Raw genomic sequence first — 25334 nt, 5'->3', positions numbered from 1 at the left:
GCTCCCACGCATATTTTGATTGTGCCGAATCATTTGATCCCTACCAGTAACGACATTAAAGCCTCCGATGAGCCTGCATTAGGGCGCATGATGACCGTGGCCGCAAAACTGGCGAGCGAGGCGGGGATTGCTAAGGATGGTTATCGCCTGATCATGAACTGTAATCAGCATGGGGGGCAGGAGGTATATCATATTCATCTGCACCTTGTCGGTGGTGAACCTTTGGGACCGATGTTGAGCCCACGCCAATGAAGTTAAACAGTGAATATTTTCCGCTCACCCAAATGGCGCAGCGGTTTGTGGATCAACTCGCCCAATGCCGCCGCTTGGGGTTGCAGGTACATGAGGCCAGTGAGCACCATGTGTTAATCGAGTTGCCTTATCGGACTGAGTTAATCGGTTACCCCGATACCGGGGTTATCCACGGCGGGGTGATAACGACGTTGATGGATACCGCCTGCGGCAGTGCGGTAGTCAGTGCCATTTATCAAAAATACCAATCACTTGAGATCTCTCCCACCTTAGATTTACGGGTGGATTATATGAAGCCCGCACAGCCCCATAAGCCTGTTTACGGTTTTGCCGAATGCTATAAGTTGTCCTCCAATATTGCCTTTACCCGGGCGATTGCCTATCAGGACAGCATTGATGAACCCATCGCTCATGCTGTGGGATCTTTTATGCGTATTAGCCCCGAAATGGTCGGGGATGCCTTTCGTCAAGCCTTGATGGGGGACATCGCGCCCGCAGTGCTGAACAATCTCACTGAGATAACCCCATCGCCGGCGCAGAGCGAGATGCAGATCCACCCTACTCATAGTCACCATGCTGAGGGGGGTGAGGGTAGCCATCATCAGCCGATTGATGTGCAAGGCATCGTCAAGCGCGCGACAGAGCTCAATGATTTTGGCCATTTGCTTGAACACGTTCCCTATGCCAAATTTATTGGGATGCGCGTCGAGCGTTTTGGGGATGAACTGATTTTTAAATTGCCAGCAAACCCTGACAATATTGGCAACCCGGTGTTGCCTGCGATACACGGTGGGGTGATCGCCGGCTTTATGGAAATGTCGGCGATCGTGCAATTAATGGTCTTTATGCAAACGGCGAAAGTGCCCAAAGTGGTCGATTTTTCTATCGATTATCTGCGCGCAGGCCTGCATAAGGACAGCTTTGCCGAGTGTCGCATTACCCGCCAAGGGCGGCGTGTGGCGAACGTTAACATCAATTGTTGGCAAACAAACCGTAAACAATTGATTGCCACGGCAAGGGCGCATTTTTTGATTGATTAGCCCTGTGGTTGATGCCAGGGCGGAGTGTCGGGTGTGAATGTGTTTTTAGCCACGCTAACACGCAGGCGTTTATCGATTGGCGCTGACATACCCGTGCTTATCTTCACGGCGCTAAGCCGAGTTGCGTATCGAGTGTATTCTTGTCATGGAGGGAAAGTAAGATGAATTACAGCAAGCAAAGTTTGCTATTGGTGGCGGCATTAATGCTCGGCGCCTGCGCCTCAAACACCGCGGGCATTGCGGTCAGCTCACAGGGAGAGATGCGGGTGGATAACCGCAGTCTTGCTCGGCATCTTGCACTGCAAAACGTGGATGCACGCCGGGTGGCGGATATGATCCAAGGCTCAGCGCTCCTTGTTAGTCAATCCTCTGGGGATCTGCACCTTCAGTATAAATTTACCTGGTATGATGCCAATGGCTTTACCCTTGAAGACGAAGCAAGCAGTTGGAAAGCGGTTAAGCTTCACGGTAAACAGCAATTAGCCATTTCGGCCGTGGCCCCGAATCCTGAAGCGGTGAGATTTGAGGTCTATGTACGCGAAGCGATTTCTCACTAAGTCGAGTCAAATGAGTCAAGTTGCCTAAGGCTTTGCTCAATGTATCAGTATGTTAAAGGCTCAAGCCTTTAGCTCTCACTCGTTAACTTTTAAACACTCGCGCGGGCTTTATCATGCCCGCGTTAGCCGTTTAAGCGGTTTGCACGACACATCTGCCGGGAAATCGTGAAAACGCCACGACAACCGGACTTTAGTCCTGAATAAATTGTTCCCTTGCGCACTACTATCAGCATATTACTACATGAGGATAGAAAAATGACTGCGCACATTAATGCTCAACCGAATGATTTTGCTGAAACTGTCATTATGCCAGGCGATCCACTTCGGGCTAAATATATCGCTGAAACCTATCTCACCGACGCTGTAGAGGTGACCAATGTCCGTAATATGTTGGGCTATACAGGTTTTTACCAAGGGCAACGTATTTCGGTGATGGGCCATGGGATGGGGATTTCATCAATGGTGCTTTATGGGCATGAGCTCATAAACTTTTTTGGTGTTAAACGCATTATCCGTGTCGGCAGCTTAGGGGCGACTCAGCAGCATGTGCAAATGCGGGATGTGATTTTAGCCCAAGCCGCAGGTACCGATTCGCCGACGAACGCGAAGCGTAGCAGTGGCTACCAGATGGCGACATCTGCGACCTTTTCGTTATTACATAAAGCTTATACTAAGGCCAATGAGAAGGGCATCAGTGTCAAAGTGGGCAATGTGTTTAGTGGTGATCTTTATTACGATCCCGATGCCGATATGATCCCTGCACTTGAACGATTTGGCGTGCTCGGTATTGATATGGAAGTGGCAGGACTTTATGGGTTGGCCCACCAACAGGGTATCGAATCATTAGCGATATTAACCGTCTCAGATCATTGTTTAACCGGTGAAGAAACCACCGCAGAAGAACGCCAATTATCCTTTAATAATATGATCGAACTGGCATTAGAAACGGCGCTTAATTAATTTTCGCCTAGGCCATTTTGTACCCTAAGCATTTCACCGATGGAATGACATAATGAATAATAAAATAACCTTAACGGCGATAAGTTTTCTCGCGAACTTTATTATGGCGGGTTTTGCAACCCAATTTGGCATGTTGATTGAGCCCATTGCCGCTAAATTTAGCGCTGATGTCAATGAGGTCGCCTCAATTTTCTCATTGTTAAATGGCGGCGCCTTAGCGGGCACCATTGCTGCGTTTTTTGTGATTGAAAAATTAGGCATTAAACGGATCACATTACTGAGTTATAGCCTAGTCGCATTATCGGCATTGGCCCTGCATTTTACCGCCTCATTACAGGTGTTGATGCTTGCTATGACCTTAATTGGTTTTTGTGGTGGTGTTGGTTTATGTATTGCGGGCACCATTGTAGTGTCGGTATGGCAAGAGAAATTACAAAGCACGATGTTAGTGGTACAAGATGCCACCTTTAATATTGCCGGGGTGATTTTCCCATTAATCACCACTTATGCGTTAACTAATGCTTTATCATGGAGTTACAGTTACTTAGCGGTAGGTTTGGTTGCCATGGTGACGGTGATCATGACCTTATTCACTCGGTTTAACCTGTGTGAGCAGGCGCAAGATCCTGCCGATAAGCAACAATCTGAATGGAATTTAGGCATCATTAGTGGTGGTGTGGGATTATTTTTAGGGATGCTGGCGTTATATACCTTTTTAACGTGGGCGCCTTTATTTATTAAACAAAAGTTTGATATTCCCTTTGAAGAAGCTGGCAATATTATTACCCAATATTGGTCAGCAGCCTTAGTGGGCGCGTTAATTTCAACCTTGATTGTGACTCGCGTAAAAATTCATCATTTCTTGGTTGCGATTATTACCTTAGCGCTGGGAATGACGACGGCCATTGTTACGATTAATCATCTAGAGTGGATAGGCTATTTAACCTATGGTTATGGTTTTGTCTGTGCGGCACTTTATAATGCCTTTATTGCTTATGGGGTTTCTTTTGTAAAGCAAGCCAGCAGTAAAAATGTCTCGTATATTTTGATAAGTGGCAGTGCTGGGGCGATGTTTAGTCCGGCGATCAGTGCTTTTGTTGAGCGCATTATTGGATTGCAAACGGTGATGTACGCTATTCCGTTACTTTATGCGGCGGTATTAGTGTTATTATTGATTTCAAGTCAAATGAAATCCGTTCATCGACCTCAAGCAGTTGCAGTTAATTAATTTGCACAGGTTCATTTAAGTTTTTGCTGTATTTTCACCGCACTCGATGAGTGAGAACATATCGAGTGTGGTTGATGATGTTAATCCGTTGAGTTTAGCGACGTTATTACCGGGCTGAATTGGTTCATTCTATAGAGTGAATCAATAATCTAACACACATCGTTAGATTCCTGCCTCGACGAACTGTTTGAGGGCGTCGAGATCACAAATTTTAATCCCTTCTTTTTGGCGTTCAATAAAGCCTCGCGCTTCGAGTTGTTGCAGTGCTCGGCGATAGACGCGGTCGGTGGTGGCAAAACGCTCCGCCTCTAAATACCGTTTATTAAAGCCATCTACCGGTAAGTCATTTAAATATTCATGATAAATATCAAAGGCGACATTGTAGGTGATGGGATAGAGCAGGCGCCGAGTTAAAATTTCTACGGTATCTTGGTAGTCAATCGCGATGGCGCTGGCAAAAAATAGCGCCAGCTGGGGATGTTGGCCGAGGGCTTGCTGCAGTTTATCGCCACTTATCAGCATAATATCTAATGGCTCGTTGGCAATAATATCGAGTTGACAGTTGTATTCGGTAAAAAACTCCATCTCGCCAAAGAGTTGTGAATCACAATCGATAGTACCGAGTTGAAAACTGCGGCCATTTCTGGCGGTGTGCCCAAGGGATACTCGGCCCTGCTTGACTAACACCAGTGAGCTGATGGCTTCACCTTGGGTCATCAGATGGCTACCCGTTTTAAGTGTTTTAGTTTCAGTGATGCAACTGAGGATTACCGCCTCGATCAGTGGGTAATCCTCTTGCCAGCGTTGGCGATAACGCCCTTTGGCTAATGGTTTAAGTTGCATGGCTGAGCGTCCTGTAACTGTGACTGTGCTTAAGTAAGGCGAATGATTGGGCTAAGGCCAACGTTCGGGGCCTTTCTATAACATTATCCCGTGAGAGGGTCAAATGACGTAGCCGATGCCTCTTGCGGGGGGAAGAGATAAAAATGCATTAGCTATCAGATAAGTATGTTCTTTTGTGAGTTTGCTCATGTATACTAGGCGCCGCCAAGGGGTGTTTGCCGTCAAACTGAGTTTGCCGGCAGGCTGAGATGTCATCGGACGAACCCTTAGAACCTGATCCGGCTAATACCGGCGTAGGAATGGGCCCATCCACAAGCACAATTCTGAATCGCTTATTTGTTGCCGGATCTCAAACTAGATATTTGAGGTCCTATGCTTAACAATTTCATGTTTTACCATACAACACGTTGTTCCTCTTTGCCGTTAATGCGCGCGCCGTTGGCGTTAGCCATCGCGGCGGCTTTTGCTGCGCCAACCGTTGCTCAAACCGCACAGAGTGATAAATCCGATCCTGAGATGGAGATCATGGTGGTGACGGCGGATTTTCGTCGTGCCAGTCTTGAAAAAATGCCTTCGAGCATTACTGTCGTTGATGCCCAACAAATTCAAGATGAAAGTGCACAGCACTTTGAGGATGTACTCAATGGTATTGCCAACTTTAACTGGTCTGGCGGTAGTTCGCGGCCGAAGTACTTTCAAATCCGTGGGGTAGGCGAGCAGGAACAATATCAAGGTGCTCCTAACTCCTCCGTGGGTTATATCATGGATGATATTGATTTGTCAGGGATTGGCATGGTCTCAAGCATGTACGATATGCAGCAAGTAGAGGTACTGCGTGGTCCGCAGGGGACCCGCTATGGGGCGAATGCGCTCGCGGGACTGATTTATTTAAAAAGTTATGATCCCACCGATGTGTTTGAGCATGGCGCCGAAGTGTCTCTTGGGGATGATGCGTTACGCACCTTTAGCGGCTTTAGTTCAGGGCCGTTATCCGACTCAGGCAAATTGCTGTACCGCGTGACGTTGCAGCAACATCAACAAAATGGCTACCGCGATAATTTGTATTTAGGCCGGGATGATACCAACGGCCGTGATGAATTGACTGGCCGAGCGAAACTGCGTTGGTACGCAACTGACGATTTGCAAGTTGATGTCACTTTGCTGCATGCCGATTTTGCCAATGGTTATGATGTGTGGAGTTTAACCAACGATCCTATCGCGACCATCTCCGATGAGCCCGGCGTTGATAGTCAGCGCACCACTGGCGGCGGGATCAAGGCTAGCTACACGGGGGCGCAGTTCTTTGAATTAACCTCGTTAACCTCTTTTGCGAATACCGATCATCACTATAGTTACGATGGCGATTGGGCCAATTCTGATTATTGGGCGGGAAAGGAATGCACCACCGATGAGGGCGCGCAGATCCCCTGTGAATACGATTACTTTTGGGATAAAACCGGCCAACGCCGCACGCTCTCTCAGGAGTTTCGCCTAAGCTCTACCGAACAGGGGCGAATTTTTGCTCAGAGTACCGATTGGTTACTTGGCGTGTACGCTATGAACTTAAAAGAAGATAACCAATTGTATTCTTTATATAACGCTTGGCCTGATGAAGTCTTAGACTCCGAATACGAGGCCAGCAATTATGCATTATTTGGCCAATTGGATACGGATCTGGGTGCGAATTATGCCTTATCGATGGGATTACGGCTCGAGCAGCGTAACAGTCAATATTCAGATACCAATCAAGATAATTTTTCACCGAGTGAGACCATGTGGGGTGGGCATATTGCCTTGAGTAAAATGTTAAACGATTCCCACAATGCCTATATGCGCATGGCCCGAGGTTATAAGGCGGGCGGGTTTAACATGACCTTGCCGGTCGAACTCAATGATAAAAAAGAGTTTGATACCGAAATCCTCTATAACTACGAAATTGGGCTGAAATCCCATTGGTTCGAAGGGCAGGTTGATACCAATATCGCGCTATTTTATATGGACAGGCAAGATCAGCAGGTGGCGGCTTCCCAGCAAGATCCCCATAAACCTCAGCGGTTTATCCTTTATACCGAAAACGCTGGTAGCTCCCATAACTATGGTGCTGAATTGGATGCGACTTGGTATGCCACTGATAATTTGCAACTTTACTCAAGCCTAGGTTGGTTAGAGACCGCCTACGGTGATTATCAATATCAGGATAAATATGGCACGGCGGTGGATTTATCGGGCCGAGAATTAGCCCATTCTCCCCAATTTACCTACAGTTTTGGGGGGACTTACCGTGCTAATTCCGGCTGGTTTGCCAACCTTAACTTGAGTGGTAAAAGTGAGTTTTACTACTCAGATAGCAACGACTCCCGCTCTGAGCCCTATACCACGGTCAATGCCCGTGTGGGGTATGAGGCCAGTGCGTGGTCGGTGTATTTTTGGGGCCGCAATCTATTTGATGAACAATACGGCGTCCGCGGCTTTTATTTTGGTAATGAGCCCGATAATGGTTGGGCGGAAAAGCAATATATTCGCTACGGCGATCCCCGCCAACTGGGCATGACCGTTACTCTCAAGTTTATGTAAGTATCTCAAGTTTATGTAAGTATAAAGAGTGATGTATTCGCCCTAAGTGGCGAATACAGCCTTGGTTAGATACGCCGTGCTGTCACTTGGCCGATTGGGGTGGCCGCTTTTATTGTTAAACAACATGGGTGCCAACTGAGCCGTTACGGTTCTCTTTGGCTGGCGATTGGCGCGATAGCGCCGGTTTATGGCATGGATGGAAAAGACTGACATTGCCGACAGGTTGTTTGGCAGCACAGGCCTCATGATTATTGTAAGGAATTAGCGTGAAACTGACTGTAGAAATTAGCATGTATCCCTTTAACGAAAATTACCTCGATCCTATTAAGTGGTTTATCGGCAGGCTCGATAGCTATCCTAATATTGAGCGCGTAACCAATGCCATGGCGACCCAAGTGTGCGGCGACTATCAAGAGGTCATGGCGATGCTCACCAGCGAAATGCAAGCGGCCCATGTCAAGTGGGGCAAAGCGGTGTTTGTGTGTAAGTTTATTGGCGGTGAGCTCAATTTGGCCCACAGTGAATAATCACGCCGATGATGACAGCGGCGCATTATCTTTGCTTGTCGATGGCCGTTCGCCGTCAACGCAGGCATTGATAATGCGCGCAAATCGGTACATGAGGCGAGAACACCCATGATAGATTTATGGTTAATGCTGGTAAATAGTGTGCGTGCGGCCCTTGGGGAAGTGCAGCTGATGACGCTCTGGGAAGCCGTGGCTGTGGTGCTCGCCATGGCCTACCTCTTGCTGGCAATGCGCGCGAGCGTGTGGTGCTGGGCGGCCGCATTTGCCAGCACGGCCATTTACACAGTGTTGTTTTGGCAAGTTGCCTTGCTGATGGAGTCGGTGCTGAATGTCTACTATATGGCGATGGCGCTCTATGGTTACTGGCATTGGACTAAGGGCGGCGCCCACTCTCAAGGGGTGAAAGTGACCACTTGGCCCTTAGTCACCCACCTTAAGCTGATTGCCATCACGGCGTTAGTGTCTTTAGGTATTGGTCACGCGATGGCGAGCTATACCCAAGCGGCTTTTCCTTATTTGGACTCAGCGACCAGTTGCTTTGCGGTGATGACCACCTATTTAGTGGCGAAAAAAGTCTTGGAAAATTGGCTTTATTGGGTCGTTATCGATCTGGTGTCTATCTATCTTTATCTTAATAAGGGATTGATGCTGACCTCACTCTTGTTTGTGCTCTATGTGGGCCTTGCGATCATGGGGTATTTTTTGTGGCGCGCTGCTTTAGCGGATGCCACTTTAGCGGATAGGCGCAGTGCCGAGGCTCTGCAAGCCCGGTTGAATTAAATTCAGCTTGGGGTTATTAAGGTATTTCAAACAGCGTATGTCACGGCTTATTCGTTGAATCGACTTATCGTAGCGAGCTGTTAGCGCGTCACTTTTCTCGTTATCAGCGCAACGTATCGCAGTGAGATCCGCCGTTTGTATTTTTTGTCGTGTTAATTGCGTTGTTCATCTCTTAACCCGAGTTGAGCTTTATTCATTAACTCCATTAGCCTGCTGGGTTTGTTGCCATTTTGGCCTGTTATCACAGGGATGATGTGGTACAGTCGAACCATCAGCTTGATGGAACGCCTTGATTAAAAAGTTAAACATATCAAGGGTTGTCTGTAACTGTCGGTAAAGACCGATTTAGCCACAGCCCTGTCAGGCGGGGTGGGTGTTAACGGAGGCTTTTGAGTGGCAGAGGCTATTAATTGTTCGCTCTCAGGGGCCGACTTGGACGCGCTTTTAGCGCCACTGCGCGCTGCTGGGCTGTTGCCGATAACGGCGATCTCAACGTTATCGGCAGGTTTGAGTAATCACACCTATAAAGTTGTTACGGCGACGGCGAGCTATGTGCTGCGCTGCAATACTCCGGCGGCAGACAATTTTTGTCGCCGTGAGCATGAAAGAGCTTACTGGCAACTGGCCGCGAATGCCACATTGGCGCCCGCGCTATTGTGGGTAAGCCCCGATGGGCGCTATTACCTCAGTGAATTTATTACCCAAGAGCCGCTATTAAGCCGGCGGTTGCCAAATGCATCCATTGCGGGGCTAGGGGGGGACAGCCCTGGCGCGCTCATGTGGTCGGCGCTTGCTTGCCAAGTGAGTGCGGCAAATTTGTTACGCGGGCAACCGCAGGGCCGCGTGATCTCAGTTAACGATGTCATCCCACCTAAAGAGGCCGGCGTACTAACCGGCTCCTCGTTTACCCATGCTTATCCGGATCAGGCGCATGAACTGTTATTGGCGCTATTATTGCGGCTGCGCGATTTACCCCAAGGCCAGAATAGCGTCAGCATGAGCGAGCAGTGGCTGTTATATCAGCGCCAATTACAGCGCCTCCTGCCGAGGTCGCAAAGCGCCGATGCGACAAGTCCTGAGGCGCTTCATCGCGATGGTGAACTTGCTCAGTTTCAAAAACTTATGTTGACTCCGTCTTGCCATTGGCAGCAGCGGGCGCGGCAGTTGCTCGGGCGTCAAGCCCAGATCAGCGAAGGATTAGCAACGCTTGCTGCGTGCCTTATCCGTCCGCAGTTTTGTCATCGCGATCTCAATCCTCATAATGTGTTGCTAAAGGATCAGCGTTTATATTGCATTGATTTTGAATATGCTGCGGCATCTCATCCGTTATTTGATCTCGCAACTGTGCTGGCCACCCATGATTTAACGCCTGCGCAGCAGTGGTTTTTATTGCAGCAATACCTTGATAATCATCCGAATTTAACCAAAGATGCATTAAAGGCGGTGCCCGCAGCCATGGACATCTACTGGGTCTTTGCCTGTGCGTGGGCGCTATTGATGGCGGCGTCATGCACCGAGGAGGCTCGTCAATGTGAGTATCTTGGCTGGTTTGATGACTTTTGGTCGGCGCTATCTTTCGCTATTTGAGATCTGATGGCATTTCTTTTATAGGCAAAGCTGAACTATTTTTTTAAAACATATCCAATAATCTGTGCAATTGGTTTGCAAGGCGGCATCTGGTCCATAGCCATTCTCGACAAAAGGGATTATTCGGTATGAAGCAACGCTTGCTACTCATGGTGTTATTGTTAACGCTGTCGGCCTGCTCGACAAAATTAAGCTATCGTTTTTTGGACTGGGCTATCGGCTGGGAGGTTGAAGATTATGTGACCTTAAAAGGCTCTCAGCAACGTGCATTGGATACGCTTATCAACCAATTTGTGCAGTGGCATCAAACCGAAGAGCTTGCCCACTATGTGGCGCAGTTAACTGAAATTAAGCGCCTCATCGACACCAATACGTTAACTCCTGCACTGTGGGTAGAGCAGGTTAATATCGCCAAACGGCATTGGTTTCGATTGTTTGAATTTGCCTTGCCGCAGCTTTTGCCCATCATAGTGTCCTTAAGTGATGCTCAGGTGCAGCAAATTATGACGACGCTGCATAACGATGAGCAGGCATTGATAAAAGAGTTTGCCGGTAAATCCCCCGAACAATTGCAGCAGCAAGCCAATGATGAGCTGCAAGCCCAGTTTACCCAATGGCTCGGTAGCTTGACTGCTCAGCAAAAAGAGATGATTTATCAATACAATAAACAGCGTTTGTCGACCTTAGATATGTGGCTTGAGTATCGCCATGAGTGGTTACGGCAGTTTGATATTGCTCTGGGGCAACGGGCCGACAGCGCGCAGTTAACCGCGCGCTTAACCCTATTAATGACCCAAGCCGATGAGCTTAAATCAGCGCAACATAAGGCATTTGTGCGCCAAAATAGCGAGTTATTTGGCGCGCTGATCCTCGACATGCACGCCAGTTTGTCGGCCAAACAATCCAAGCATTTTTATCGCAAGCTCAATAACCTCATTGACGATCTACGCGAGCTAAATCAAGAGGCTAAAACAAGCGGCTAAACAATGGGTTAAATTTACCGGCTAAGGAGCGAATGCCATAGGTGGCATCCATGCTAAGTGAGCTGGAATTTTGTATCATCCCTGAGCGACAATTTGCTATGCTTGAAACCCGTTATATTGAACGAGGATAATGACTTGGACGCTATCGAACTGTTGCTTACTCGGCAATCCACCCCGCGATTGACAGCTCCTGCGCCAAACGCAGAACAATTAACTCTTATCTTAGATGCGGCGATAAGAGTGCCGGATCATGGTGCGTTAACACCTTGGGAATTCATCATTGCCACTGGTGAGGGCTTAGCAACCTTAGGGGATATTTTTATGGCGGCGGCCAAGGCCAGCGGCGCTGACGCTGACGCGATAGACAAAGCCAAGGGGATGGTCGCGCGAGCGCCGATGGTGATCACTGTGGTGGCTAAAACGCAGTCGCATCCAAAGGTGCCGGTGCTCGAGCAACATATTGCTGCAGGGTGCGCTACCATGGCCATGCAGCAGGCCGCATTTGCCCTTGGATTAGGTGCCATTTGGCGCACGGGGGAATTTGCCTTTGATGCCAATGTGGCGAAGGGATTGGGGTTAGCGCCCCAAGATCAGATCGTCGGCTTTTTATATCTTGGTACGCCCGCCGTGGCGGCACCGAAAAAACCACCGAAATCAGGCCACCAGTTCGCTCGCTACTTGTAGTGGATAATGGTGAGTCGTTAATGGCTAATGGCTAATTGTGGCGGATGGCGTGTCGTCGCGAGTTGTTTGTGATAACGCGGTGATGGAGGGGGTTGCAGTCTGGCTCGTCATCCTAAGTGGTGGAGACAAAATGGAGACAACTTATGCAAATCGCGCGCACCTCAAGATTAATCCTGCGGCAATTGTCCCTCGAGGATGCCGCCTTTATTCTCGTGCTACTCAATAGCCAGGGGTTTGTGGAGAACATTGGCGATAAGGGCGTTCGCACGTTGAAGGATGCCAAGGCATACCTGCAACAGGGGCCGCTGCAAAGTTACGTTGAGCATGGCTTTGGCTTGTACGCTGTGGTATTGGCAGAGAATGGTTTTTCTATTGGGATCTGTGGCTTATTAAAAAGATCCACTTTAGATGCGGTGGATTTAGGCTACGCTTTTTTGCCGCAATATTGGGGCAACGGTTATGCCTTTGAGGCGGCCAAAGCCGCCCTTGAGCAGGGGCATGCCCTCGGCATCGAGCGAATTGTGGCGCTGGTTAGCAGCGATAATCTTGCTTCTAAAGCCTTGCTCAATAAATTAGGCCTGACCTTTGAGAAAGTTGTGCAGCTTGAGCCCAGCGCGCCTGTTGTCGAATTATTTAGCTGATTAATAGCCCACAGCTTCACTGCCCCCATGGCGGGGATCCGCTGAGCCAAAGATCCCTTGGTCGGTGACCATAATCGATTGCGTGCTGCCCATCGCCGATTGCACCGTGACCTTGTGCCCTTTGGCCTCAAGCAGAGAAATCGTATCGCGGTTTAGACTTGATTCGACCCTCAGTTCATCGGGCTGCCATTGATGGTGCACCCGAGGGGCATGGCTGGCTTCGGCAATATTGAGATGATGATCAACCACATTCATGATGATCTGCAAGGTGGTGGTAATGATCCGCGAACCACCGGGGCTACCGGTGATGAGGTAAGGTTTCCCTGCTTTCATCACTATTGTCGGGCTCATTGAGCTTAACGGACGTTTATTGCCCTCGACCGCATTGGCTGCGCCGCCGATTAAGCCAAAGCCATTGGGGCTACCGGGTTTGGCCGAGAAATCATCCATTTCATTATTGAGTAAAATCCCAGTTCCTTTAGCGACTAAGCCTGAGCCATAGCTGAAGTTTAAGGTATAGGTGTTGGAAACGGCATTACCCCATTGGTCGACCACCGAAAAGTGAGTGGTTTGATCGCTTTCGTAGGGGGCCAATTTACCGGGTTTAATCTCGCTGCTCGGCGTGGCTCGATTGTGGTCAATTTGGCTCGCGATGTGTTTGGCGTAGTCCTGATGGGTGAGCGCCGTGATGGGCACCCGATAAAAGTCAGGATCGCCGAGATATTCACTGCGATCACTGTAGGCATGCTTCATGGTTTCGGCCATTAAGTGAATCGTTTGCGCGGTATTGTGCCCGAGTTGTTCGATGGGAAAGTGCTGTAATACCTTTAGCATTTCAATAATATGCACGCCGCCGGATGATGGGGGCGGCATCGAAATCACCTCAAAGCCGCGGTATTGCCCCCGTACGGGCTCGCGTTCTATGGCTTGATAATGCTCAAGATCGCTAAGGGTCATGATGCCGCCGGCATCCTGCACCGCATTGACCAGTTTGCTGGCGGTTTCTCCTTGGTAAAATCCTGCGGGGCCCTTTTGGGCGATGAGGCTTAAGGAATGGGCCAGTTCGGGCTGTTTTAAGATCTCATCGACCTGATAGTCACTGCCATCGGCTTTATAGAAGATAGCGGCGGTGCTTGGCCATTGACTCAAGCGCCGCTTTAGCCCCGTCAGGGAACGCGCCAGTTCTGGTGTCACCGCAAAGCCTTCTTGAGCGAGCTTAATCGCGGGAGCCATCACCTGCGCTAATGTCATTGTGCCGTATTTTTCTAGCGCCAGATTCATGCCCATCACCGTGCCAGGCACCCCAACGGCCAGACCATGTTCACGGCTTAATTTATTGACGGCATCCCCATGCTCATCGAGAAAAATGTTTTTATTAGCCTTAGCCGGCGCCATTTCTCGGTAATCGATGGCGATAGTGCGCTTATCTTTGGCAAGGTGCACCAGCATAAATCCACCGCCACCGATATTCCCTGCTTGGGGTAAGGTGACGGCTAAACTAAATCCCACGGCGACGGCAGCATCGACCGCATTGCCGCCTTGTTTGAGGATTTCAAGTCCGGTGCGGCTTGCCAACATTTCTTGGCTGGCGACCATGCCATGCTTTGCCCATACCGGTTGTGCGGTCGCCATCTGGCTAAAAATGGCGGGTTCATCAGCGTGGCTTGTAGGGTGCAGCAGCGCGGCGGCGATACTGACAGCAAATACCAGCCCGCGCAGGGTGCGCTGCCTTAGCGGGCGGGTGGTTAATGGCGGACAAGTGGTGGACGCAAAAGTCGATAGTGCACAAATGGGGCGCGATAATCTCGTTAATGGCTGGGGTGTCAGCATGCTCAATCCAGAGTGTGGTCTGTGAATAGCTAACGAATTTGCCTTTATTTTCACGTTATTGCAACAGTTGCGAGCTCTGTTTTACGTGGTGCGCTGCCTGAGCGCGTTAGCTGACGGCTAACCAGATCCCCACGCCGATCATCAGGCTGCCCGCAATACGGTTTAACCAGCGAATATTGTCGCCGCGGCTGAGAAATAGCCGTAGACTTTTGCCGCCGCTGGCGTAAGCGAGCATAGAGACAAATTCTGTCACCATGATAATACTCAGTAATCCAATAAGTTGTGGTGCAAGTGCTCGCTCTGCATTAATAAAAGGCGGCAGGAGCGATACCATAAATGCCCAGCCTTTAGGATTGGCAATGGCGGTAATAAATCCTTGAGACATCAGAGAAAACTGGCTGGCGCTTGCACGAGTATCGGTATCGCTTACTACCGCCATCTTGCCGCGCGCACGCCACATTTGCACGCCGACATAACCTAAATAAAGGCCGCCAATCCATTTAAACAGCTGGAAGACCTCTGGGTAATTGAGCATGATGCTGGCTACGCCCATCACGGCGGCGGTCGCCACTAACGCGACGCCGACGAGTTCTCCAAGCATCATCCACAGGGTGCGACGCACACCAATTGTCATGCCTAGGGTCATCGCCAGCGTCATACACATTCCGGGCGTGATAGAAACAAAGAAAAAGGTGGGGATAAATACCGCGAGTAGGGCGAAATCTGGCATAGTTAATCTTGGCTGAATTTTAGGGCCAGCCAGTGTAATGAAATTGGCATAATTAGCCAACATTTGAGTAGGTTATTGCAGGCAGTATCATTAAAAAAGCGATATCAATCAAAGGCAGACAAAAAATGGTTAAGCCAATTTTATAAAAAGACAGAGTAGGCGTGGCGTACTCTGTCTAAGGGGACAAGATTTAGCGCACAATCAGTGTGCGGTAGTGTGAAGTGTACGGTCGTTTGATTAGAGCACTCCGCGGCGCATTTGATCCCGTTCGATGGATTGGAACAGTGCGGTAAAATTGCCTTCGCCAAAACCTAAGTTGTTTTTACGTTGAATAATTTCGATAAAAATTGGGCCGAAGAGGTTTTTAGTAAAAATCTGCAGCAAATAACCCGAATCATCCCCATCGACCAAAATTTGGTGATGTTTAATGCGCTCACGGTTTTCAGTGACCTGTGGCACCTTATCGAAAATGGTGTCGTAGTATTCGGGAATAATATCAAGACATTGAATAGCGCTGCCTTCCATCGCATCTAAGGATTTGACGATATCGCGGCTTCTAAAGGCTAAGTGTTGCACGCCCGGACCATTGTATTGCTTAAGATATTCATCGATTTGGTTTTTATCGTTGCCTTTACCTTCATTGATGGGAATACAAAAACTGCCATCGGGGGAGCGCAGGGCGTAGGATACTAAGGCAGTTTGAACCCCGCTGATATCAAAGTAACGTACTTCGGTAAAACCAAAGATGTTTTTATAGAAGTTGGCCCAATGTTCCATGGTGCCTTTGTAAACGTTATTGGTTAAATGGTCTACCTCCATAAACCCCTTTTCTTGGGTGAGGATAGGCTCTGCTAAATCTTCAAAATCAGTGGCATAGATATTGTTATCCGGACCAAAAGTATCAATAAAATAAATTAAGCTATCGCCAATACCATAGATGGCAGGATAGGGCAGATCCTTATGGGCTGCTTCGGCCGATTGCGCGCCGCGCTCAACGGCAACGCGATGGGCAAAGTTAGCATCTTCCACCCGCCAGCCCATCGAGCAAATGGCCGGACCATGGGATTTGGCAAATTCGGCTGAAAATCCTTGGCGCTCGGTGTTGAGCAAAAAATTAATATCGTTTTGTTTGTAATAAAGAATGTCTTTATTTTTGGCTTTTTTTAATAACGAAAAACCAAAGTCGATAAAGACCTTGTGCATAAAATCGCTATCTGGGCTGGCAAATTCGGTAAATTCGATACCTAATAGGCCCAGAGGGTTGAGTTCGCTTGCCATATTCTTTCCTTATTGATTGTTCAACTCGCCAGCATCATGCTTGCTCTACAGGCCGCCTTGGCGGGCGAGTCTTGCGGTATTTTTCTATTTATGATGTTGTGCTTAGCCTTAGCCTTAGCCTTAGCCTTAGCCTTAGCCTTAGCCTTAGCCTTAGCTTTCAAGCCAAGAGCGCTGGTAGTCCTGGCTCATACAGTGCCGTACATGCTCGGTTAATTTAAGCGGCGCGAAAGTGTCGACCATTACGGCATATTCGTAGGTGTCTTTTTTACCAATTGAGGCTTCAGTGCGACCCGGCTGCGGGCCGTGGGCTACGCCTTTTTGGTGTAAGGTCAAATAGCCAGCCTCAATACCTGTACGGCTCATAAAGTCACCATCGACGTAATACAGCACTTCGTCACTGTCGATATTATTGTGGTAATAGGGCGCTGGGATCGCCTGAGGATGAAAATCGTAGGGACGCGGAACGAAGTTACACACCACAAAATTGTGGGCGGTAAACACGACATGATCCGATGGCGGCAGGTGAATTTTACCTACCTTAGGGGCATATTCGCTGATATTGAAGGCCCATGGGTAAACACAGCCATCCCAACCGACAAGATCAAAGGGGTGCCATTCAAGGGTCGTCAGTTGGTATTTATCGCCAAATTTACAGACTAAAGGAAACGCACCGCGTTCAACCACCGCCGCTTGCAGCTTGGGTACGCGAATATCACGCTCACAGTAGGGGGCTGATTCAAGCAATTGCCCATATTCATTGCGAAAATGTTTGGGGATTTCCACCATCGAAAAGGCTTCGATGACAAATAAACGCACCTGGTGGTAATCATTGAATTTGAGCTGATAAGTCGTGCCCCGGGGGATCACCAGATAGTCCCATTTTTGCACGGCAATCGTGCCATATTCACTTAAGAGTATTCCTTCACCTTCATGGACAAAAATCACTTCATCGGCGTAGGCGTTACGGTAAAACTCGGCAGTCTCTGTGGTAACTTTGGCGGTATACAAGGCCACGTCATTGTTATAAAAGATTTTATTACGGGCACTGAAAAAATTGCCTTCCCGGTCGGCGGTGCGCGAATCAAGCTTATAGTTTTGTACCAGCGAGTCTTCCCAATGACCGCCGTGACTCAGAGGATAGGGCGTCACCTCTAAGGTTTTAGTGGGCATATTATGGTGATATTTGTTGGAATAAATATTGGAAAAACCATGGGTTGAAAACAGCTCTTCGCGGTACAGTTCTCCATTTTCTTTGGCAAATGCGATATGGCGTTTGTGAGGGACTTGGCCTTGTTTCACATAGAATGGCATGGTGGTTCCTTGATTGACCTCGGTTTTCTTGGGTAAGCGCTGGGATGAGAGGGCTTGTTAGGACGCATAGCTTCGCCATTGTTCGCCGCACTACACCGCTTACCGAGTTAGTTATGTGATCTTGGTATCAATTTAGTCGCTTAGATCAACAAAAAAAAGAATAATAAATCCGGCATCTTAATCAAAAAAACTGATAGTGTTGTCATGTTTACGAATTGTAGCGTTTGCGTGACAGCTAAGGAGTGACTATGCGCATTGATATTGATGCTTTTAATGTGCTGCAAGTGCTGGTGGAAGAAGGCAGTTTTGCCAAGGCGGCAGAGCGATTACACAAGGCACAATCGGCGGTGAGTTACCAAGTCAAGAAATTAGAAGAGCACTTGGGGGTGACATTGTTTAGCCGTGAACAATATCGCGCCGAGTTAACCCCTGAAGGACGTGTGATTTTGGCTGAGGGGCAAAGATTACTGCAACACCTTGCAAACATTGAACATCTTGCTAGCCGTTTTAGTGAGGGTTGGGAGCCAAAACTGGAGTTAGTGATTGACGGCGCGCTGCCGATGGAACCTATCCTGACTGCACTTAAACGTATGGCAGAGCATCAAATTCCGACAAAAATTCAACTCAATATGGAGTTTTTAGGCGGCGTGCAGCATCGCTTTGAGCGAGATAATGCCGATCTGATGCTCGTTAAGGATTACCGTACTGGGCCGTATTATTCTCCCCAACCATTGCCGGCGATCACCAGTATTTTAGTGGCCAGCGCCGCTCATCCTCTTGCCACCATGAGTAAAATCAGTTTGTCGGAGTTGCAACAATTTGTGGAATTGACCATTGAGGATTCCTCCCCCCACAAAAGTTATCGCGATGAGATGCAGTTTGGTGGAGATAAAGTGTTTTATCTTTCAGGGTTTATGATGAAGAAAAATGCTTTACTCAAAGGCTTAGGTTTTGGTTGGCTACCGGATTTTTTAATGCAGGAAGATTTGGCTCGAGGTGAATTAGTTGAAATCGATTTTGTCGGTGGTAGTCGTTATCGGTTTATTCCGCAATTAGTCTCGACTTTAGAACGTCCACTTGGCAGAGCGGGTCAACTTTTTACAGAATTGATTTTAGAAGAGTTTGCTAAAGCTGAGCAGTTCAATGGTATCGGGTTAGGTTAATATTTACCTGCTGTATTCAGGAGTCATGTTGAGGTAAAAGTCATCGCTTTTTGACAATTGATGTCTTACAGTCATCGATTGTTAAATGGGGTTGATAGGCTTGCCAAGTGCGTTTGGTGAGTGCAATTAACACGCTGAGTCCTTACAGGGAACCGCCAAAAGGAGAGAAGTATGTCTAGACGTTGTCATGAAGTGGACTATGAAATTATTGGCCACAGTATGCAGTTAGTTGAGGTTGAGCTTGATCCGCATGAAACCGTGATCGCCGAAGCGGGCGCAATGAATTATCTTGAGCAGGACATTAGCTTTGAAGCCAAAATGGGCGATGGCTCGGAGCCCGAATCCGGTTTTTTTGGCAAGCTGATGGGGGCGGGTAAGCGGGTGCTTACGGGCGAAAGTATCTTCATGACGCATTTTACCAACCAAGGCCAACAAAAGCGTAAAGTGGCATTTGCTGCGCCCTATCCCGGGACCATCCTAGCGATTGATTTAGCGCAAGAAGGTGGTGAGCTTATTTGCCAAAAAGACAGTTTTTTAGCCGCAGCCATGGGCACACGTGTCAGCATGAAATTTAATCGTCGCTTAGGTACGGGCTTTTTTGGTGGGGAAGGTTTTATTTTACAAAGCCTTCAGGGCGATGGTATGGCCTTTATCCATGCAGGTGGCACGTTAGTTAAAAAGCAACTTAAGGGGGAAACCTTACGAGTCGATACTGGCTGTTTGGTCGCCTTTACTCAAGGGATTGACTACAACATAGAAAGAGCTGGCTCGTTAAAATCCATGGTGTTTGGCGGTGAAGGCTTATTCTTAGCGACCTTAAGTGGCCATGGTACGGTTTGGCTGCAGAGTCTGCCTTTCTCCCGCATGGCTGATAGGATTATTGCCCACGCGCCTTCTATTGGCGGTAGCGATCGCGGCGAAGGTTCAGTGCTTGGCGGGCTTGGGCGGATGCTCGATGGTCGTTAACAGTTATCGGCAGATCTCACCGGATTACGGGTATGCATCTAAGTATGCATCTAAGTATGCATCATGGTAAGTCAGCCACGTAGGCTGCTTCTCTTTGGCATGATCCCTGTGTGAGGCATGACAGTTGTATGAGAGCCGTCCTATAACGAACGCCTGCGGTGGTCTGCAGGCGTTGATGGTGAATGTCGATGATGCTTGGGTTACCAAGGCTGCGAGTTTTTGGGGGCTGTTAATCGGTAATCACATTGATGATATCGAGGATAGTACGGGTTTTTTCATCTAACTTGATGATAGAGCCTTCCACATTGATGCTGATCCGTCCATCTCGGTCTAAAGGCACCACGATATGGCCGCGATCATAAATGTCGTGATCTAAAATATCGCCGCGTCGTAATTTTTTTTGCCAGCCGGGAGGAAGTGGTTGGCCTTGAGCCACTTTTTTGTGTAGGCCAGGTGGTAAATCTTTGCCTTTTTTGTGGTGATCATTATCGACATTAGCGTGGGCGAGTATTGGGGTTAATAAGCCTAACAGCGCAGTTGTAAGCGCAAATGAAGTGATTTTATTCATGTTTGCTCCAAGGATGATCTGGGTGACGAGGCCGACAATCGTATTCTAGGTGAATGTAACTTAGTACACTAGGGATGTTTGTTCGGCAACTTGGTTGAGCATAGTTGCTCTTTTTATCACATTAAACACGGTTTATTATTTTTATCTCTTTTGCGGCACCGTTATGTTAAACCATCGTGCCATGGGCAATTGCGCATATATTATCTAAATTCTAGTCGCGACACCTAATAACCGTTACACATATTATCGCAGGCCTAAATCGACGCATGGCCCTTAGGATCACAAGCCTTAATAATGGGAGGTTAACGGCTTATCATTAATACCGCTTGCCATTGCTCAGCAGTGACAGGCTGAATGCTCAATCGCGAGCCTTTAGTCACTAAATGCATGTCCGCAAGTTGCGGCAGACTTTTTATCAGACTTAATGGGATTATATCCTCAAATTTTTTGACAAAGCGAATATCCACGCGTAGCCATCGCGGGTTAGCGGGATCCGATTTGGGATCGAAATATTTTGATTCTGGGTTAAAGGCGCTACTGTCAGGGTAGGCGGGTGTGACTACCTCTGCGATACCTACAATACCGGGAACCTTGCAGCTGGAGTGATAAAAAAACACCTGATCGCCGACTTGCATCCCATCCCGCATAAAATTACGGGCCTGATAATTGCGTATGCCAAACCATGCTTCGGTTTGATTTGGGCAAGACTTGAGGTCATCGATGCTAAATTCATCGGGCTCGGATTTCATTAGCCAATAGTTCATTGTGCAGAGAGATTCCTTGGGCGGTTGAAGATTGGTGAGTTTAGCGTAATTTTGGCTATCTCTCTATCATGGCTCGGTTTATCTGCCTAGGATTCTACTGTATTGAGCACTACACTCATAGCAGTGCTGTTACTCTTTTAGGATTAAGCATGATTGTTGTCATTTGACCTAAATAATGAAATTAAGGGGACGACATGTGTCATTGGCGCAGTAAAAAAACCGCGAATATCTTATTTTTATTATTCATTGTATTGGGTATTGGCCCACATACCAAGGCCGACACCTTAACGCTGACCTCCTTACTTTGGCCCCCTTATTCGGGTGAACAATTAGTTGAGCAGGGGGTGAGTATCGCGGTTACCCGTGCGGCGCTGCAAGTGATGGGGCATCAATTAGAAGTGGATTTTTACCCTTGGAGTCGGGCGATTAAACTTACCACAGTGCCTAATTCACCGTATATGGGTTATCTGCCTGAATATTATTATGACACTGAGCAGTTTGTTTTTTCTCGAACGATAGGCACTAGCCCATTAGGATTAGTTGAAGCCAAATCCCGGCCAATAAGCTGGAGTGTTATTGCAGATTTAACTCGTTACCGATTAGGTGTGGTTAAGAATTACGTCAATACCAACGCCTTGGATGATATGATAAAAGCGGGATTACAGCCAGTGGAGCCGGTTACCTCGGATGAACACAATATTCGCAAGGTTGCCGCTGGACGCGTTGACGCCGCAGTGATTGATGTGAATGTCTTGCGTTATTTATTAACGCATTACACGCTACAACCTTTATCGGATAAGGTGCAGATGAATCGCCGTTATCTTGCCGAAAAGCCGTTATATATTGCTTTTCGTAATACTGAGCAGGGGCGTCATTGGCGTGATATTGTGGATCAAGGTTTGGCGCAAATTGATATTGAAGGGATCATCAATCAGCGACTTTATCAAGATAAGCGTTGGAATAAATTATTAGAGCAAGAAGGTAAACAGCGCTAGTCAATATGAATTGATATCGTCTCATTCGACATCATCTATAGTATAGCGCTGCTAACACACCTGTATTGACTGCTGAACTTTTTAGGGTTTAGCGACAACTGTTTGGCCGATAGGTGTGAGGCTTAATAATGCCAATTTGAGATGTTGGATCCCAAATGGAATACCAATAATGGTAACAAAGCAGGCCAATGCGTGGGCGAGATGACCGATGGCCAACCAAAGTCCAAACAGCAAAAACCAAATAATGTTGCCGATGAGCCCAAAGGTGCCTGTGCCGATATCTTCCCGTCCTGTTAACTGGCGTCGGTTTATTTGCTCTTGTCCAAATGGCCAAAAAGTCATTTCACCTATCACAAAACAGGCACGTCCGAAGGGGATCCCTATGATACTAATAAAACACAGAAGGCCCGCAAGCCACCAAGCCAGTCCCATTACGAATCCACCTAATATAAACCAGGCAATATTAAAGATTAAACGCAAAATCGCCATTGAAAACTCCTTATTGGAATGTTGCCAAATTAACAACTCACTCACTTAAATAAGATAGATACAAAAACACCATAACCACAAGATAAAACCAAGCCATTATCTGCGAGTGTTAGACTGATAAGCGATTATCGTGCCAATTATTTAATATCTAAAAATCAATGAATTAGAGTGTGCTATACTCTGCTGGTGGTCATATTGATTATAAATTGATGAAAACTGCCAACCTTGATGAATAAATAATAAACACTTTGTATTGAGGATATCGCTAACGACGCGCGAAATGTCAGTAACCTATTGTGAGTATATAAAATGAGTATAGAAAGTGAGTCGAGCCATGTTTGCTAATTCCCCCGTTGATACCATTGCCTTTGCAGGACGAGATCTTTTTGTTAAACGGGATGATTTATTGCATCCGGCCTTTAGTGGCAATAAGGCGCGTAAATTTGCTTATTTTTTAGAGCATGAGTTTCCTGGGATCACTCAAGTGATTGGTCATGGTTCTGCGCAGGCTAATTCACTCTATTCACTTTCCGCACTTGCCAAACTTAAAGGTTGGCAATGTGATTTTTATGTTGATCATATTTCGGGAACGCTGCGGGATGAGCCTCGCGGAAATTATGCTGCGGCACTCGCTAATGGCGCGAATGTGATTGATGTTCGTCAATTACTTACTGCCAATTCATTACCTCAAGTAACTTGTTTGCAATACATTGAGCAGCAAGTGTTGCCTCAAGCGCCGTTAGCAATGTTTATTCCAGAAGGAGGACGGTGCGCTTATGCTCAACATGGGGTCAATCAACTCGGTAAGGAAATTTTAGCTTGGGCAACGACCAATCATATTGCGGGTTTAAGGGTTTTTTTACCATCCGGCACAGGGACAACGGCGTTATTTCTGAATCAATATTTTGTCCAGCAACAGGCGGATATACGGGTATTGACCTGCGCTGTGGTTGGCGGTGATGACTATTTACGGCTGCAATTTAGCATGTTAAATCCAGATCCGCTTATGCATCCGCGCATAGTGAACGTGGGGAAAAAATATCATTTTGGTAAATTGTATTATGAATTTTATGCCATGTGGCAGCGACTCAATAATACAGGGATCCAATTTGAATTACTTTATGATCCATTAGGATTTATTGTGTTGGAACATTATCTACAATCCCATGGCAGTGGGCCTGTGATGTATTTGCATCAGGGGGGATTGCTGGGTAATGAGACTATGTTACCGCGCTACCAACGAAAATGGGGCTAAGTGCTCAATTAACTTGAATACTTAATGTCCTAACGAGTTGATACAAGCGTTAAAATGGGTAATTGAGTGGATGGTGAGTCAATCAGTTGGGACACATTTGGTTCGGCAAGTATCGTGTGAGTGAGATACAGCCAGAACCAAATGAGCTTCGTCATTAAGACGGGGTAAGATAGCATGATTGTGACCTTCAGCTATCGATTGCTTAAGTGTTCGGTAGGGTGAAATATAAAAACCGAATCAACTAGGCTTAAGCAAGTGGTGTAACTAAAACATTAGACTTATTTATTTGCTGACAGCAACCACTTCATAAAGTTAAGCGCTTCTGTTCGCTTTGAAAAAGTCTGTCTGTTTTTACCTTGTCTATCGGTAAAAGCAATAGAGGTTTTGTTTACTGAGATTGAATCTACAGGAAAACATACGGTAATTTCGTGTCCGTTAATTTTGTATGACATAAGCCACATTCCTTTTATTTAATTCACCCTTAGGTGAGCGAGTTGTAACAATAAAGTATCCTTAGCATAAGTGCGAAAGATGATTCTTATGAGTGTTGAGATTACCCCATCTCTTAGCGATTGTTCAAGAGACGCTTTATCGATAATTGTTGTATAGCATCGATTATCTTAATGGACTTATTCAATTAAACGAGTTGAACATAGCTTGATGACGGGCGTATGACAATCGAAATTTAATCCGCACATTGTGATAATGATGAATTAACAAGCAATTATTGGCTAAGTTTATGGGATTTACTTGTAGTAGGCTTTCTGTGTGAGGTTCAAGCGATGATAGTTTATCAAGCTGAATAAAAAGGTTAACAACAAGGTGGAACTCAAAACGTAGCGCATTATATCAGCAAAAATACCTTTAGCAAGTTTAATTTTCAGGCAGCTAAATGTGATGCTCAAATGTTGGTTATTTGTTTTGTATTGGTAATGTTGTGGTTGTGAACTTTTGTGTGATTTAGGTCGGGATAGCGCTATCAATATTTGCAGGCTGCGCAATTTTGCGCGGTGTTTTGTTGGTGTATTGCGGGATGTGCCACCCTATAAAGCAAAGCATTTTTGTCGCCATAGGGTGGCGCGTCAAATTAATAAATCAATTCGCCAATGGGATTGAGTAATTTGCTTAATCCTTTCGTGAAATGCAGCGGGGCATTTAATACCGTATAACATAAACAGCCGCTGGTGGTCGTTGGTGCGTGCTCGGTTGTGGCGTCTAACATAATAAAATCACCGGCCACATAGTTGCCGTTGCTATCACTAAACTCTCCTGCGAGAAGGAGTGTCAGCTCGTAGCCTTTGTGGGTGTGCTCGGGGATTTCACCGAGGG

25 protein-coding genes and 1 riboswitch are annotated in these 25334 nt (G+C 47.2%); of the genes, 16 read left to right on the top strand and 9 right to left on the bottom strand.

Features of this window, described 5'->3' with window-relative positions:
- The 5 genes from ACRCZA_RS12595 to tsgA form a co-directional block, all read left to right on the top strand.
- On the top strand, nt 1-252 hold a 252-nt coding region (locus ACRCZA_RS12595), incomplete at its 5' end, for an HIT domain-containing protein (RefSeq protein WP_438674773.1).
- On the top strand, nt 249-1292 hold the full coding sequence (locus ACRCZA_RS12590; RefSeq protein WP_438674772.1) for a PaaI family thioesterase: 1044 nt from the start codon (nt 249-251) through the stop codon (nt 1290-1292). The genes ACRCZA_RS12595 and ACRCZA_RS12590, both read left to right, overlap by 4 nt.
- A 161-nt stretch (nt 1293-1453) precedes the next feature.
- Nucleotides 1454-1849 carry a YcfL family protein gene (locus tag ACRCZA_RS12585; RefSeq protein ID WP_438674771.1) on the top strand — a complete coding sequence of 132 codons (396 nt, stop codon included), beginning with the start codon at nt 1454-1456 and terminating at the stop codon, nt 1847-1849.
- A gap of 255 nt (nt 1850-2104) precedes the next feature.
- Nucleotides 2105-2809, top strand: coding sequence for a purine-nucleoside phosphorylase (gene deoD / locus ACRCZA_RS12580; RefSeq protein WP_438674770.1), 705 nt, complete (start codon nt 2105-2107; stop codon nt 2807-2809).
- Between the two features lie 52 nt (nt 2810-2861).
- Nucleotides 2862-4037 (top strand): MFS transporter TsgA, encoded by a 1176-nt coding sequence (gene tsgA, locus ACRCZA_RS12575; protein WP_438674769.1) that lies wholly within the window; start codon nt 2862-2864, stop codon nt 4035-4037.
- Nucleotides 4038-4199: 162 nt separating this feature from the next.
- Here the strand turns inward: tsgA and ACRCZA_RS12570 are convergent, their stop codons facing one another.
- Nucleotides 4200-4880 (bottom strand): Crp/Fnr family transcriptional regulator, encoded by a 681-nt coding sequence (locus ACRCZA_RS12570; RefSeq protein WP_438674768.1) that lies wholly within the window; start codon nt 4878-4880, stop codon nt 4200-4202.
- A 197-nt stretch (nt 4881-5077) separates the two neighbouring features.
- Nucleotides 5078-5197: riboswitch (TPP riboswitch) on the top strand.
- A gap of 55 nt (nt 5198-5252) precedes the next feature.
- Here ACRCZA_RS12570 and ACRCZA_RS12565 point away from each other — a divergent pair.
- The 7 genes from ACRCZA_RS12565 (at nt 5253) to ACRCZA_RS12535 (ending at nt 12656) form a co-directional block, all read left to right on the top strand.
- Nucleotides 5253-7454, top strand: coding sequence for a TonB-dependent receptor (locus ACRCZA_RS12565; protein WP_438674767.1), 2202 nt, complete (start codon nt 5253-5255; stop codon nt 7452-7454).
- Nucleotides 7455-7720: 266 nt separating this feature from the next.
- Entirely contained in the window at nt 7721-7981 is a 261-nt protein-coding gene (locus tag ACRCZA_RS12560; RefSeq protein ID WP_438674766.1) for a hypothetical protein, read from the top strand.
- Between the two features lie 108 nt (nt 7982-8089).
- The gene (gene pnuC, locus ACRCZA_RS12555) at nt 8090-8761 is read left to right on the top strand and encodes a nicotinamide riboside transporter PnuC (RefSeq protein ID WP_438674765.1); all 672 of its coding nucleotides are present in this window, start codon (nt 8090-8092) and stop codon (nt 8759-8761) included.
- A gap of 432 nt (nt 8762-9193) precedes the next feature.
- The gene (locus ACRCZA_RS12550; protein WP_438674764.1) at nt 9194-10348 is read left to right on the top strand and encodes a phosphotransferase; all 1155 of its coding nucleotides are present in this window, start codon (nt 9194-9196) and stop codon (nt 10346-10348) included.
- Between the two features lie 128 nt (nt 10349-10476).
- The gene (locus ACRCZA_RS12545) at nt 10477-11331 is read left to right on the top strand and encodes a DUF6279 family lipoprotein (protein WP_438674763.1); all 855 of its coding nucleotides are present in this window, start codon (nt 10477-10479) and stop codon (nt 11329-11331) included.
- A gap of 135 nt (nt 11332-11466) precedes the next feature.
- A complete protein-coding gene (locus ACRCZA_RS12540; protein ID WP_438674762.1) occupies nt 11467-12015 on the top strand; it encodes an NAD(P)H nitroreductase in 549 nt (182 codons plus the stop codon).
- A 143-nt stretch (nt 12016-12158) separates the two neighbouring features.
- Nucleotides 12159-12656, top strand: a complete 498-nt coding sequence (locus ACRCZA_RS12535; protein ID WP_438674761.1) for a GNAT family N-acetyltransferase — start codon at nt 12159-12161, stop codon at nt 12654-12656.
- On the opposite strand, the gene ggt is transcribed toward ACRCZA_RS12535, so the two are convergent.
- From ggt to ACRCZA_RS12515, 4 genes are all read right to left on the bottom strand, one after another.
- A complete protein-coding gene (gene ggt / locus ACRCZA_RS12530) occupies nt 12657-14486 on the bottom strand; it encodes a gamma-glutamyltransferase (RefSeq protein WP_438674760.1) in 1830 nt (609 codons plus the stop codon).
- A gap of 106 nt (nt 14487-14592) precedes the next feature.
- The gene (locus ACRCZA_RS12525) at nt 14593-15216 is read right to left on the bottom strand and encodes a LysE family translocator (protein WP_438674759.1); all 624 of its coding nucleotides are present in this window, start codon (nt 15214-15216) and stop codon (nt 14593-14595) included.
- Nucleotides 15217-15453: 237 nt separating this feature from the next.
- Entirely contained in the window at nt 15454-16494 is a 1041-nt protein-coding gene (gene hppD, locus ACRCZA_RS12520; RefSeq protein WP_438674758.1) for a 4-hydroxyphenylpyruvate dioxygenase, read from the bottom strand.
- Nucleotides 16495-16644: 150 nt separating this feature from the next.
- Nucleotides 16645-17805: a homogentisate 1,2-dioxygenase gene (locus ACRCZA_RS12515; RefSeq protein WP_438674757.1), complete on the bottom strand. Its 1161-nt coding sequence runs from the start codon at nt 17803-17805 to the stop codon at nt 16645-16647.
- 248 nt (nt 17806-18053) lie between these two features.
- On the opposite strand from ACRCZA_RS12515, the gene ACRCZA_RS12510 reads away from it, so the two are divergent.
- On the top strand, nt 18054-18968 hold the full coding sequence (locus ACRCZA_RS12510) for a LysR family transcriptional regulator (RefSeq protein ID WP_438674756.1): 915 nt from the start codon (nt 18054-18056) through the stop codon (nt 18966-18968).
- A gap of 171 nt (nt 18969-19139) precedes the next feature.
- Nucleotides 19140-19934: a TIGR00266 family protein gene (locus tag ACRCZA_RS12505; RefSeq protein WP_438674755.1), complete on the top strand. Its 795-nt coding sequence runs from the start codon at nt 19140-19142 to the stop codon at nt 19932-19934.
- 229 nt (nt 19935-20163) lie between these two features.
- Here the strand turns inward: ACRCZA_RS12505 and ACRCZA_RS12500 are convergent, their stop codons facing one another.
- Nucleotides 20164-20502, bottom strand: coding sequence for a hypothetical protein (locus ACRCZA_RS12500; RefSeq protein WP_438674754.1), 339 nt, complete (start codon nt 20500-20502; stop codon nt 20164-20166).
- A gap of 302 nt (nt 20503-20804) precedes the next feature.
- Complete coding sequence (locus ACRCZA_RS12495; RefSeq protein ID WP_438674753.1) at nt 20805-21266, bottom strand: EVE domain-containing protein; 462 nt, start codon at nt 21264-21266, stop codon at nt 20805-20807.
- Between the two features lie 194 nt (nt 21267-21460).
- On the opposite strand from ACRCZA_RS12495, the gene ACRCZA_RS12490 reads away from it, so the two are divergent.
- Nucleotides 21461-22261 carry a substrate-binding periplasmic protein gene (locus ACRCZA_RS12490; protein WP_438674752.1) on the top strand — a complete coding sequence of 267 codons (801 nt, stop codon included), beginning with the start codon at nt 21461-21463 and terminating at the stop codon, nt 22259-22261.
- A gap of 81 nt (nt 22262-22342) precedes the next feature.
- On the opposite strand, the gene ACRCZA_RS12485 is transcribed toward ACRCZA_RS12490, so the two are convergent.
- Nucleotides 22343-22750 carry a YccF domain-containing protein gene (locus tag ACRCZA_RS12485; RefSeq protein WP_438674751.1) on the bottom strand — a complete coding sequence of 136 codons (408 nt, stop codon included), beginning with the start codon at nt 22748-22750 and terminating at the stop codon, nt 22343-22345.
- Between the two features lie 334 nt (nt 22751-23084).
- On the opposite strand from ACRCZA_RS12485, the gene ACRCZA_RS12480 reads away from it, so the two are divergent.
- Complete coding sequence (locus tag ACRCZA_RS12480; RefSeq protein ID WP_438674750.1) at nt 23085-24005, top strand: 1-aminocyclopropane-1-carboxylate deaminase/D-cysteine desulfhydrase; 921 nt, start codon at nt 23085-23087, stop codon at nt 24003-24005.
- Between the two features lie 1087 nt (nt 24006-25092).
- Here the strand turns inward: ACRCZA_RS12480 and ACRCZA_RS12475 are convergent.
- On the bottom strand, nt 25093-25334 hold a 242-nt coding region (locus ACRCZA_RS12475; protein WP_438674749.1), incomplete at its 5' end, for a cupin domain-containing protein.

The organism is Shewanella sp., assembly GCF_051658185.1.
In the GTDB taxonomy this organism is placed as follows: domain Bacteria; phylum Pseudomonadota; class Gammaproteobacteria; order Enterobacterales; family Shewanellaceae; genus Shewanella.
Note: the sequence above shows the minus strand (reverse complement) of the source record. Positions and strands in the feature narration are given on the sequence as shown.

Bases quoted from the DNA above. Each gene is read 5' to 3' on its own strand.
- ACRCZA_RS12590 (WP_438674772.1), top strand. From the start codon at position 249: ATGAAGTTAAACAGTGAATATTTTCCGCTCACCCAAATGGCGCAGCGG.
- ACRCZA_RS12585 (WP_438674771.1), top strand. From the start codon at position 1,454: ATGAATTACAGCAAGCAAAGTTTGCTATTGGTGGCGGCATTAATGCTC.
- deoD (WP_438674770.1), top strand. From the start codon at position 2,105: ATGACTGCGCACATTAATGCTCAACCGAATGATTTTGCTGAAACTGTC.
- tsgA (WP_438674769.1), top strand. From the start codon at position 2,862: ATGAATAATAAAATAACCTTAACGGCGATAAGTTTTCTCGCGAACTTT.
- ACRCZA_RS12570 (WP_438674768.1), bottom strand. From the start codon at position 4,880: ATGCAACTTAAACCATTAGCCAAAGGGCGTTATCGCCAACGCTGGCAA.
- ACRCZA_RS12565 (WP_438674767.1), top strand. From the start codon at position 5,253: ATGCTTAACAATTTCATGTTTTACCATACAACACGTTGTTCCTCTTTG.
- pnuC (WP_438674765.1), top strand. From the start codon at position 8,090: ATGATAGATTTATGGTTAATGCTGGTAAATAGTGTGCGTGCGGCCCTT.
- ACRCZA_RS12545 (WP_438674763.1), top strand. From the start codon at position 10,477: ATGAAGCAACGCTTGCTACTCATGGTGTTATTGTTAACGCTGTCGGCC.
- ACRCZA_RS12535 (WP_438674761.1), top strand. From the start codon at position 12,159: ATGCAAATCGCGCGCACCTCAAGATTAATCCTGCGGCAATTGTCCCTC.
- ggt (WP_438674760.1), bottom strand. From the start codon at position 14,486: ATGCTGACACCCCAGCCATTAACGAGATTATCGCGCCCCATTTGTGCA.
- ACRCZA_RS12525 (WP_438674759.1), bottom strand. From the start codon at position 15,216: ATGCCAGATTTCGCCCTACTCGCGGTATTTATCCCCACCTTTTTCTTT.
- hppD (WP_438674758.1), bottom strand. From the start codon at position 16,494: ATGGCAAGCGAACTCAACCCTCTGGGCCTATTAGGTATCGAATTTACC.
- ACRCZA_RS12515 (WP_438674757.1), bottom strand. From the start codon at position 17,805: ATGCCATTCTATGTGAAACAAGGCCAAGTCCCTCACAAACGCCATATC.
- ACRCZA_RS12510 (WP_438674756.1), top strand. From the start codon at position 18,054: ATGCGCATTGATATTGATGCTTTTAATGTGCTGCAAGTGCTGGTGGAA.
- ACRCZA_RS12505 (WP_438674755.1), top strand. From the start codon at position 19,140: ATGTCTAGACGTTGTCATGAAGTGGACTATGAAATTATTGGCCACAGT.
- ACRCZA_RS12500 (WP_438674754.1), bottom strand. From the start codon at position 20,502: ATGAATAAAATCACTTCATTTGCGCTTACAACTGCGCTGTTAGGCTTA.
- ACRCZA_RS12495 (WP_438674753.1), bottom strand. From the start codon at position 21,266: ATGAACTATTGGCTAATGAAATCCGAGCCCGATGAATTTAGCATCGAT.
- ACRCZA_RS12490 (WP_438674752.1), top strand. From the start codon at position 21,461: ATGTGTCATTGGCGCAGTAAAAAAACCGCGAATATCTTATTTTTATTA.
- ACRCZA_RS12485 (WP_438674751.1), bottom strand. From the start codon at position 22,750: ATGGCGATTTTGCGTTTAATCTTTAATATTGCCTGGTTTATATTAGGT.
- ACRCZA_RS12480 (WP_438674750.1), top strand. From the start codon at position 23,085: ATGTTTGCTAATTCCCCCGTTGATACCATTGCCTTTGCAGGACGAGAT.